This window comes from Ignavibacteriota bacterium, from assembly GCA_016212665.1.
In the GTDB taxonomy this organism is placed as follows: Bacteria; Bacteroidota; Ignavibacteria; order UBA10030; family SZUA-254; genus FW602-bin19.
Window position 1 is genome coordinate 24,180 of record JACREZ010000041.1, and the last position, 10,754, is coordinate 34,933.

The window sequence follows — 10,754 nt, forward strand, 5'->3', positions numbered from 1 at the left end:
AAATAACTAAATCGAGAATGCAAGAACAATACGATAACATATTACTCGACAGGTCAGCAGACGAAGCGCCGCCGTTACGCGGAGTAAATCGTCGCGACTTTTTGAAGATTGCCGGATTTTCATTCGGCGGAGCGCTTGTTGCCGGATGCAAGCCCGGAAAAGTTGAGAAAGCCATTCCGTTTGTTGTCAAACCTGAAGAAGTAACGCCCGGCGTTTCGACGTGGTATGCGACGACGTGCGGCGGTTGCAGCGCCGGTTGCGGCGTGATGGCAAAGAACCGTGACGGGCGACCGATAAAAATGGAAGGCATTACGTCTCATCCTGTTTCGAATGGCGGATTGTGTGCGGTCGGGCAGGCGCATCTTCTTTCGTTGTATGATTCTCAACGCACTCAGCATCCGATGAAGAACGGACAACAAGCGACATGGGAGGAAGTTGACCGGGTTATCATCGAGAAACTTCAGTCAGTAAAAGAAAAAGCCGGAGCGATTCGGTTTCTCACCGGAACAATCACGAGTCCGACGACGAAATCGCTCATCAAAAAAATTCTTGAACAATATCCAACGGCGAAGCATGTTCAATACGATGCGCTTTCCTGTTCTGCAATTTTAGATGCACATGAAAAGACGCACGGTGCCCGGTTGCTGCCTCATTTCAAGTTCGACCAAGCAGAGGCCATCGTCAGTTTCGATGCGGATTTTCTCGGAACGTGGATTTCCCCGGTTGAGTTTACCGCCGCGTATCAGGCAGGAAGAATGTTAAATGAGAAACAACCACGATGTTCGTATCATGTTCAGTTCGAGTCGAGAGTTTCTCTGACCGGAAGCAACGCCGATAAGCGTGTTCGGCTTTCTCCGAATGGAATCAGGAAAGCAATTCAACAAGTAGCATCATTGCTTGCAGAGAAAGCAGGAATAACTTCGATTCCATCAACTTCCATCGGTGAAACAGATTCTTTCATCAAACAACTTGCAGAAAAACTTTGGAACGCACGAGGAAAAAGTTTGGTCGTTGCCGGTGTGAACGATGTTCAATCACAAATGCACATCAATACCATCAACCATCTGCTTGGAAATTACGGAACGACGGTTGACATTGAACATCCATCAAACCAAAAGCAGGGGAACGACAGCGAGTTACAAACGTTACTTGATGAAATGAAGAGCGGACAGGTGGCGGCTTTGTTCATACAAGGAGTGAATCCTGTGTATGATTTGCCTGTCGGTTCACAGTTCGGCGAGTGGATGAAGAAGTTGGAACTCTCTGTGAGTTTCGCGAATCAATCGGACGAGACAGAAAGTTCTTCACAGTTCGTTTGTCCTGAACCACACGCGCTCGAATCATGGATTGATGGAGAACCGGTTGCCGGAACATTTACGATGACGCAACCTGTTATCAAACCATTCGGAGATACGCGAACGTTTGCAGAAAGTATTTCGGCGTGGTTGGGCGAGAAGAAATCTTCGCTCGAACTCATCAAAGTAGAATGGGAAAAATCTGTTTACGGTTTACAGTCTTCAGTTTCCGGTTTTCAGTTGTTTTGGGATAAGACGGTGTACGATGGTTTTGTGAAGATTGAAGTTCCTGCACAGAAGAGTTTAGTTTTCAATGAAAATAATGTAGGTCGGGACGCCGTCCCGACAAGTCGAGTCAGCGACTCGAACTATAATCTTGTTCTCTATCCGAAGGCGGCGATGTTGGATGGACGACATGCTCACAATCCGTGGTTGCAGGAACTTCCCGACCCGGTCACGAAAATTGTTTGGGATAATTATGCAACAGTATCTCCGGCGATGGCAAACAATCTTGGAATCGCCGAAGCCGATGTTGTACGAATTGATGTTGAAGGAAAATCGGTTGAACTGCCGGCGCATATTCAACCGGGTCAACATGATTCGGTGATTGCAATTGCGCTTGGTTATGGACGCAAAGGGACAGAGAGATTTACGAAGATTGGTCCGCAATGGTTTGAAGCGAAGCCGACCGTTGAAGCAGGTGAATTGGTAGGAAAGAATGTCGCTCCGTTTATCAAATTGGAAAACGGCTCGCTTTCGTATGATACGCAAGCGGTAAATATTTCAAAGACGGGAAAGAAACACACGCTTGCCTGCACGCAGGAACATCACTCACTCCACGTTCCGAAACATCTCGATCCCGGTCATGGAGAACGACGACCAATTATTCAGGAAACTACGTTTGCTGCCTTTGTGAAGAATCCCAAAGCAGGCAGTTTCAAAGAACATGAACTCACGACGATGTGGACGAGCGAAGACCACAAATATACAGGTCATCATTGGGGAATGGCAATTGACCTGAGCAAATGTACCGGTTGTTCTGCGTGCGTTGTCAGTTGTCAGGCGGAAAATAATATTCCGCTTGTCGGCAAGGATGAAGTGTTCCGCAACCGTGAGATGACATGGATTCGCATTGACCGGTATTATGATGAATCACCGGGCGGTGACATCGCTGTTCAACATCAACCGATGATGTGTCAGCATTGCGGCAACGCACCGTGCGAAACGGTTTGCCCTGTGCTTGCGACCGTTCACAGCGATGAAGGACTCAATCAACAAGTCTATAACAGATGTGTCGGTACACGCTACTGCTCGAACAACTGTCCGTACAAAGTTCGCCGCTTCAACTGGTTTGATTATGAGCATGGCGATTCGATGCAGAAGTTGGTGTTGAATCCCGACATCGGCGTGCGTGAGCGCGGCATCATGGAAAAATGTTCGCTCTGTGTTCAACGAATTCAGGAAGCGAAAATTCAGGCAAAGAAAGAAAGACGCGCAGTGCGTGACGGAGAAATTCTGCCTGCCTGTGCTCAATCGTGTCCGGCAAAAGCAATTGTATTTGGAGATATGAACGACCCGAAGAGTGAACTTGTCAAACAAATGAATAATCCCCGGCACTATGGTGTATTGGAAGAAATCGGCGTCCGCCCGTCTGTCGGATATATGACGCTTGTTCACAATCGTGAGGAAGGAGAATCGGCGCATGTCTGAAGTATTTTCAATTCTCCGCAAGCCGCTTATTCTCGGCAACAAATCGTATGCTGATGTAACAAGCGACATCGCGAATCCGCTCGACAGAAAACCGTCGCTTCCATGGTGGATTGCATTTCTTGTTTCATTCTCGATGTTTGTTCTTGGCGCAACCGCGGTTATCTATCAATTATTCACCGGCATCGGAACGTGGGGATTGAACAACACGGTCGGCTGGGCGTTTGACATCACGAACTTTGTTTTCTGGATTGGTATCGGTCACGCAGGCACACTCATCAGTGCAATTCTCTTTTTGTTCAGACAAAAATGGAGAACCTCGGTGAACCGTTCTGCAGAAGCGATGACGATTTTTGCCGTGATGTGCGCGGGCATCTTTCCGATTATTCACATGGGCAGACCGTGGCTGGCATTCTGGGTGATTCCGTACCCGAACATGCGCGGTCCGTTGTGGGTGAATTTCCGTTCCCCGCTTGTGTGGGATATGTTCGCCATCAGCGCGTACTTTACTATCTCTCTTGTATTCTGGTATGTTGGATTGATTCCTGATTTGGCGACGCTTCGCGACAGAACAGTTTCAAACATTAAAAAGAAACTCTATGGTTTTTTCAGTCTCGGTTGGAACGGTTCGAACAAAACATGGAGGCATTATGAAACTGTCTATTTGCTTCTTGCAGGATTGGCAACGCCACTCGTTGTTTCAGTTCACACAATTGTCAGTTGGGATTTTGCAACGTCAGTAATTCCCGGATGGCACGCGACAATCTTTCCGCCATACTTCGTTGCAGGCGCGGTTTTTTCCGGCTTCGCAATGGTGTTGACTCTAATGTTGATTGTCAGAAAAGTGATGCATCTTGAAGAATACATTACATTGCACCACGTTGAAGCGATGTGTAAGATTATCATCGCAACTGCCGGTATTGTCGGCATGGCGTATATGACGGAATTTTTTACAGCGTGGTATTCCGGCAACGAGTACGAGCGGTTCACGTTCATCAATCGCGCGTTTGGTCCGTATGCTTGGGCATACTGGATGATGTTCAGTTGCAATGTGTTTGTGCCGCAACTTCTCTGGTCAAAAAAAATCAGAACGAATCTCGTTTTCGTTTTCTTCATCGTCATTTTCATCAATGTCGGAATGTGGTTCGAACGGTTTGTCATCATTATGACTTCACTGACTCGCGATTATCTTCCTGCAAGTTGGGCAAGTTACTCTCCGACTTCGATTGAAGTAGCCACGTTCATCGGCAGTTTCGGTTTGTTCTTCACACTCTTCCTGTTGTTTGCAAGATTGCTTCCGATGATTTCTATTGGAGAGGTGAAGGCAGTTCTTGGATATGGAAAGGTCTCCAAGCATGAGTAAGAGATTATTAGTATCTGTATTTGAACACGAACACGACATTCTCGGTGCGACGAATGCCGCGCGGGAGAACGGCTACAAGATTGTTGATGTGTTCACTCCGTACGCTGTTCACGGACTTGATGCCGCGCAGGGTTTGAAGAAATCAAAATTGCCATTTGTTTGTTTTGCGCTTGGATTGACAGGTGCGGTGGCTAAGTTAGGATTTCAAATCTGGACTTCTGCTTCGAGTTGGGCGTTGAACGTCGGAGGCAAGCCGTTCAAGTCGGTGCCTGCGTTTGTTCCGGTGACGTTTGAAATTATGGTGCTCTTTGCCGGGGTAGGAACAGTGTTGACATTCCTCATCATCAGTAAATTACAACCGGGGAAGAAACCCAAAGTGAATTTTTCCGGCGCAACTGATAATCGTTTTGTGCTTGTGCTTGAACAAACAGACGCCGCGTTCGATATCCGAAAGATACGAGACATGTTTCAGCCGTTCCATCTTGTAGAGATGGAAGAGCGGATTGAAACTTCCGGCGGATTGTTGAATGTGAAGGAGGCGTTTCAATCATGAGAGCAATGCTCAATATGGTGTTACTCGTCATGCTTGTTGTGGTTGTCGTTTCGATTTGGTTTTTGAAGCGGGATTACACACAACGCAATCAGGAATTTATTCCCGGTATGGTCGAATCTGTACCATATGATGCCCAAGCCGAGAACAATCATTTTGCAGATGGAAAAACACTACAGTCGCCGGTCGAAGGAACTACCGCACACGAATATTTTCCGATTCATTACAAGGCAACCCCCGAAGATGCAAAGCGTGCCGGGGAAGAACTAACGAACCCGGTTGCCAATACACTTGAAAAAGAAATAGAGCGGGGTGCGACCGTATTTGCAAACATTTGCTCGCCTTGTCATGGCGCGGGTGGCTTGGGTGATGGCAATGTTGTGAAGAAAGGATTTCCGCCGCCGCCTTCTCTGTTTGCCGAAAAAGCGATGAATATGAAAGACGGACAAATGTATCACATCGTCACGTACGGACAGAATAATATGCCGTCACTTATTGCACAGGTTCAGCGGATGGATAGGTGGAGAGTCGTCTCGTATGTCCGTTCGTTGCAGAAGAAAACGTTTCAACAAATGAAGGATACTGCTTCTACTACTTTGAACAAGGGAGTAGAGGGCGTGGGAGCGACGGTGACAAAGTGAAGCCGACACAAATTAACCAATAACCGAATCACCATTTAACGATACCATGATATCAAATATTCATATCAAACGATTTACTCCATCACCGCAATTGATGAAGAACTTGCTGTTGCTGACCATCATCGGCTCGGTGGTGACGGTGGTTGGAATTGTGTTTGTTCCGCAACGGACGTGGGCGAGTTTGCTTCTCGCGAATTATTATGTCCTCGGAATCGGTGTTGCGGCGGTTGTGTTTATGGCGTTGTTATATGTTTCGAATGCAGGATGGGCAACAGCAATCCGACGTGTTCCGGAATCCATGACAGCGATTCTCCCTGCTTCGGGGATTGTTATGTTATTGACGATGCTGGGAATTCATTCTCTCTACGAATGGAGTCATACCGATGTTGTTGCAGGCGACCACATTCTCAGAGAAAAAACTGCTTGGTTGAATGTTCCGTTCTTTGTGATTCGGACAGTCATTTATATTGCACTTTGGATTGGATTTGCATTCACAATTGTCAAACTTTCGCGCAAACAAGACGAGAACGGAGAAATCAAATACACGAAGCGAAGCAAGACCGCATCGGCAATATTTCTTGTGGTGTTCGGGTTGACGTTTACGCTCGCGAGTATGGATTGGATTATGTCTCTCGAGCCGCACTGGTACAGCACAATTTTCGGCATCTACAATTTTTGTGGCTCGTTCCTGAACGGACTTGCAGTCATTACGCTTATTGTTCTCCTTCTCAAGCGGATGGGACCGTTCGAGCATCTTCTCACCGAACAACATCTTCATTCACTCGGTAAACTCATCTTCGCGTTCAGCACCTTCTGGATGTACATCTGGTTCAGTCAGTACATGCTTATCTGGTATTCCAACATTCCCGAGGAAGTAACCTACATGGTAAATCGCGAAAAAGGGAGTTGGCTCATTTTTACCATCATCAATGTTGTGTTCAACTGGGTGATTCCGTTTATAGCGCTTCTTCCCGCATGGACGAAGATGCGCGAAGGATTTCTTCTTCGCGTTTGCATCATCGTCATGATTGGTCACTGGATTGATTTGTTCTGGATGATTCTTCCTCCGTTCATGCCCGATGCGCCGGTATTGAACGTCTGGGAACTCGGTCCATTTCTTGCGGCGATTGCCGGATTCTTTTATCTTACGTTCAAATCACTTGCGAAACATAATCTCATTCCGGTCAAAGACCCGATGTTGGTGGAGAGTTTGCCGCATACGTAATCGGCAAGTATATTCTTGTTGGAGGGAGGTCTGAAAAATGTGTAGAATTATTTTTTTTCCAGAAACACAGGTGACTGCTCGTATCGGTACGTCGTGTCAGTGAGTTTCTTCAGTTCCTTATTCTCCCAGTTCAGAAGAATTATTAAGTATAAGCAAAGTCTTTACGCAGAGGTTTCCTGATTTTTGAAAACGAACCGGACTGTTTTGCAAGTCGTTGCCATGTTTTCAGGTTCCACCACCAATTCTCTGTCATCGGCTGTTCAAAAATAGATTTGTGTTTGAGAATTTCCCTTGCGTTCATTTGTAATACGCTGTCCAAATCCCCTAAACTCATCTTTGCTTCCTCAATACGGTCGCGTAAATGAAACATGTAATCCAATTCCTCGGCGGTTATTTCTTTTTCCAACAACCACTGAAGATATTACAAATATTCTTTGACAAGGTTTTGTATTTGAAGGTTACTCAAAGTTAAATTCTTTCAGTCTGAGTTCTTTCCAATACTTTCTATCAGTTTTTCTTTCTACATATTTTTTTTCTGTAACAGTAAACATTGTTTTGATTGCATGGTCTCTTTTGCTAAGAATCACCAATGCTTTTCCATCAAAAATATTAATGAATCTTCAAGAAATGTTGAATGTTGAAAAACTCTTGTGGTTTAAGTGATGACAGATCGAATTTGTCGAATGATTTCGTCACGGGAAAATGTTCTCTGTTCGGGAACCCAAATTCCCGGTAATGCTTTGGAATATGTTTCTCAGCATTGTTTAATAACCGTGCTTGTAATGCAAACTGTATTAGATTCGTTTTCTGAGTGAAAATATAGATTTAGTTCAGTTCATGCAAGCGAAGGAATATGGGGTTATTTTGCATCCAACGCAAGCGTTATTTGAATTTTCCCGTCAACTATTTCTGCGTCAGATTGAGCATCAAGCAAAAAGATATTTGATTCGGTTACATTTCCGAATGCGACAAGACGATTTTTAATTTCCGTTGACCGTTTGATTGCAAGAGCGCGAAGTTCTTCGTTCGAAATTTGAACGGAAGCAAGAAGTCGGTGTAACGCAGACTCTGCCAATTTCTGCTGGCGTTCCTGAGGTTGAAGTTCGTTGCCGACTGCATCTTTTTTCGGAATCAAACTATCGGCGCTGATACCGAATGTTGTTCGGTAAAGTTCAAGCACGCGAAGTTGTTCCGTCTCCGAAAGCCGTTCTTTTCCTGTCACGTCTTTGTTGGTGCGTAGTTGTCTTTGTAATGCTCGAATCACCATCGCTTTTTTATCAAGCGAGTCTGAATATAGTCCGCGTATATCGAGCCGGAGTTCCGGTCGTTCGGAGAGCGCCTTTGCGACAGTAGAAAGTTTCGAAACCTGTTCTGCTTCGAGTGAATCTGAACCGGGCTGAAATTGAACGTAACTCAAATCTTCACCGCCGCCAAACAAACTTCCGATGAATGCAAACGGCGCCATCACTGCTTTCGTTACGGTATTCACCAGCACTTTTATGATGATCGGGAAAATACTGAATTCCGGGTCGTTGAGATTTCCTTCGACAGGTAAATCAAGGTCAATCACTCCGTGACGGTCTTTGAGCAAGGCAATTGCCAATTTCACAGGCATTCCTGTTACATCCGGTCCTTCGACTTCTTCGCCGAGTGTGAGTTGGTCAACAACGACACGATTTTCGCCCTGCAAATAATTTTTGTTGAGTTTGTACCGGAGGTCGAGCGACAACTTTCCTTTGTCAATTTTATATCCTGCAAATTTCCCGGAGTAAGGAGTGAAAGTCGTCAACTCAATATTTTGAAATTGCATGATAATATCGGTATAAACATCCTCACTGAGCGGGTTGATTTCTCCTTTGATGTTGACAGGAGCGTATTGGTCAACTTTTCCTTTGATGTCAACGGTTGCATGTGTGAGTTGTTCCGAACTCAATTCTGTGATGGTTCCGTTGAGTTCATGAATTCCGGTTGCAAAATTTGGAGTGAGCGAGAGGTCGGTAAAATTCATTGAGCCGTCGGCAATTGTTATTCCTCCGATTTTTGTTTTCATCTGATTCTTGGGCTTGCTCGTATCGTGCATTGCACTATCGCTTCCCATCGCCATTATGTAATGGAAGTTTGTCTTTCGGCTTGAATCAATAATTGCCCGGAGATATGGTCTTGTCAAAATGATTTCATCAATGGTGAATGAATTTGTATTACTCTGAAAGTCAATGCTGTTCAATTCAAGCCGGCTCCATCGGAGAAAATCTTCCTGAAGTTTCTGGTCAGTCGCTCTGAACGAATCAACTGCTACAGAGCCACGAAATGTTTTATCTGCGTCGCTTCCTTTCTCTTTGTAAGTGAAGTTTCCATCAAGCGAAAGGCTTCCCGATTCGATAGTAAGGTGTGCAAACTTATCTACAAATAATTGAAACGGTTGCAGGCCAACGTTGGAAAAATTCAATTCAAAGTCGGAGGAAATCGGTAACGGAATCATCGTCCCTTTCACTCTGATTGTTCCCGCCTTATTTATTCCGGTGGCAATAGTCAACTTCGATGGTTCATTCGAATCCATGTGAAAATTTTCCATTGTCAGTTGGAGCGGTGAGAGTAAAATTGTTGTTGCGGGAGTTGTGTTTTGGTCAAACACAAAACAGGTAGAGTTGCGCAACTCGGTTTTGTCTAAACGAAAATCCCACACAGAACTCTCTTGCTGTGATTTGTCGGGAATTGGTTTGAGTACCGTTTTGATGCTGAAGTTGTTTTCCGAATCCCGCCGGGTGAACAGCAATGCAGAATCTGCAATAATGCTACCGATACGGACGCTTTGCTTTTGAAAATCAAATTCAAATCCGCTCAGTCCGACATTGGGAACCGAGGCAATACTATCTCGCGTATCCTTTTCGATGATTGTCAACGCGCTTGCAATTGCTTCGCTCTTGTTGATGCGAAATTCCGGTTTCTCGTTCTCGAAAGAAAAATCGTAGTTGCCCTTTATCGCGAGTACTCCGTCGGTAATTTCAAAAAGAAAGCGATGTTGCATGAACTCCCATATCCGACGCGCCTTTACACCGGACAAGTTGAACGAACCGGAGGAACGGGGCGGAACAGTTGTCACCGTTCCTTTCCATGAAAGATGTTCTCCCTGTTCGGTTTGCGCATCGAATGAATACAATCCGTTTTCCTGCGGGCGCGTGGTAAAATCAGTCAAAGAAAAACTCAACGAATCAAACCGAGCGGAGAACGGAGTCGGGCGTGTCTGGTCTTCAAACACTGTACTGCCGCGACGAATGCTGAATTTCTCGATGACAAGTGGAGTTGATTCTTTCTGTTCAGGTTGCGCCGGTTCGGCAGGAGTAAGATTGGTAAACGTCGTTGTGCTGTCGGGAAATATTTTGAACAGGACATACGGACTATCAATGCTGATTTCCGAAAAGGTGTATGTTCCGGTAAAGAAGGATTTGAGTTCGATGTTGACATACAGTTCATGCGCACCCAAAAATTTGTTCGATTGTTTATCGGCAAGACCGAAATCAGTCAATGTAAGAGAAAGCGCAAAAGGATTGATGCGAAGTTCTCGGACATGCACTTGCCGACCTGTGTAGTTGGAAACAGTATCAATCAATTTCGGTTTGATATATCCCGGAAGAACAAAGAACCCGACGATTGCAAAAAGCGAAGTGAGAATTGCAAAAGTGATAAGAAGAATTTTGACGCGTTTACTTGTAAACAGTTTCATGCTGTGACTGCTGAATGAAAAACATTAGAATTGAATTGAGGATATTCCACACGAGTGGAAAGGTAAGAAAAAAGTGGGGAAGAGAAAACTTAAATGCCTGCAAAAAAAAGATGTGTAATAGCACTTTAGAAATGTCAGGGTTTCGCCACTTTAGAAATGTCAGTATTTCCGACATTGGAGAATTTGCACCAATGAAGGAACATTCACATGAACGGAATTCTGATTATGACTCACAACGAACAAGAACGATTG

The 10,754-nt window shown here is 45.1% G+C and carries 7 protein-coding genes; 5 read left to right on the plus strand and 2 right to left on the minus strand.

Going from position 1 to position 10,754, the window contains the following annotated elements; genetic code table 11:
• Positions 1-17: 17 nt before the first annotated feature.
• From HY960_14885 to HY960_14905, 5 genes are read left to right on the plus strand one after another with little or no spacing between them, the layout of a single operon-like run.
• Positions 18-3,005: a 4Fe-4S dicluster domain-containing protein gene (locus HY960_14885; GenBank protein ID MBI5217038.1), complete on the plus strand. Its 2,988-nt coding sequence runs from the start codon at positions 18-20 to the stop codon at positions 3,003-3,005.
• Positions 2,998-4,365: a polysulfide reductase NrfD gene (gene nrfD / locus HY960_14890; protein MBI5217039.1), complete on the plus strand. Its 1,368-nt coding sequence runs from the start codon at positions 2,998-3,000 to the stop codon at positions 4,363-4,365. Before HY960_14885 ends, nrfD begins: the two co-directional genes overlap by 8 nt.
• A complete protein-coding gene (locus HY960_14895) occupies positions 4,358-4,918 on the plus strand; it encodes a DUF3341 domain-containing protein (protein MBI5217040.1) in 561 nt (186 codons plus the stop codon). Before nrfD ends, HY960_14895 begins: the two co-directional genes overlap by 8 nt.
• Before the next feature lie 17 nt (positions 4,919-4,935).
• A complete protein-coding gene (locus tag HY960_14900) occupies positions 4,936-5,556 on the plus strand; it encodes a cytochrome c (GenBank protein ID MBI5217041.1) in 621 nt (206 codons plus the stop codon).
• Between the two features lie 46 nt (positions 5,557-5,602).
• The gene (locus HY960_14905; GenBank protein ID MBI5217042.1) at positions 5,603-6,781 is read left to right on the plus strand and encodes a hypothetical protein; all 1,179 of its coding nucleotides are present in this window, start codon (positions 5,603-5,605) and stop codon (positions 6,779-6,781) included.
• 142 nt (positions 6,782-6,923) lie between these two features.
• Here the strand turns inward: HY960_14905 and HY960_14910 are convergent, their stop codons facing one another.
• Positions 6,924-7,151: a hypothetical protein gene (locus HY960_14910; protein MBI5217043.1), complete on the minus strand. Its 228-nt coding sequence runs from the start codon at positions 7,149-7,151 to the stop codon at positions 6,924-6,926.
• Between the two features lie 489 nt (positions 7,152-7,640).
• Positions 7,641-10,502, minus strand: a complete 2,862-nt coding sequence (locus tag HY960_14915) for a DUF748 domain-containing protein (GenBank protein MBI5217044.1) — start codon at positions 10,500-10,502, stop codon at positions 7,641-7,643.
• Positions 10,503-10,754 lie beyond the last annotated feature (252 nt).

Coding starts and splice junctions, on each gene's coding strand:
- HY960_14905 (MBI5217042.1), top strand. CDS start 5,603: ATGATATCAAATATTCATATCAAACGATTTACTCCATCACCGCAATTG.
- HY960_14915 (MBI5217044.1), bottom strand. CDS start 10,502: ATGAAACTGTTTACAAGTAAACGCGTCAAAATTCTTCTTATCACTTTT.
- HY960_14885 (MBI5217038.1), top strand. CDS start 18: ATGCAAGAACAATACGATAACATATTACTCGACAGGTCAGCAGACGAA.
- HY960_14910 (MBI5217043.1), bottom strand. CDS start 7,151: ATGTTTCATTTACGCGACCGTATTGAGGAAGCAAAGATGAGTTTAGGG.
- HY960_14895 (MBI5217040.1), top strand. CDS start 4,358: ATGAGTAAGAGATTATTAGTATCTGTATTTGAACACGAACACGACATT.
- nrfD (MBI5217039.1), top strand. CDS start 2,998: ATGTCTGAAGTATTTTCAATTCTCCGCAAGCCGCTTATTCTCGGCAAC.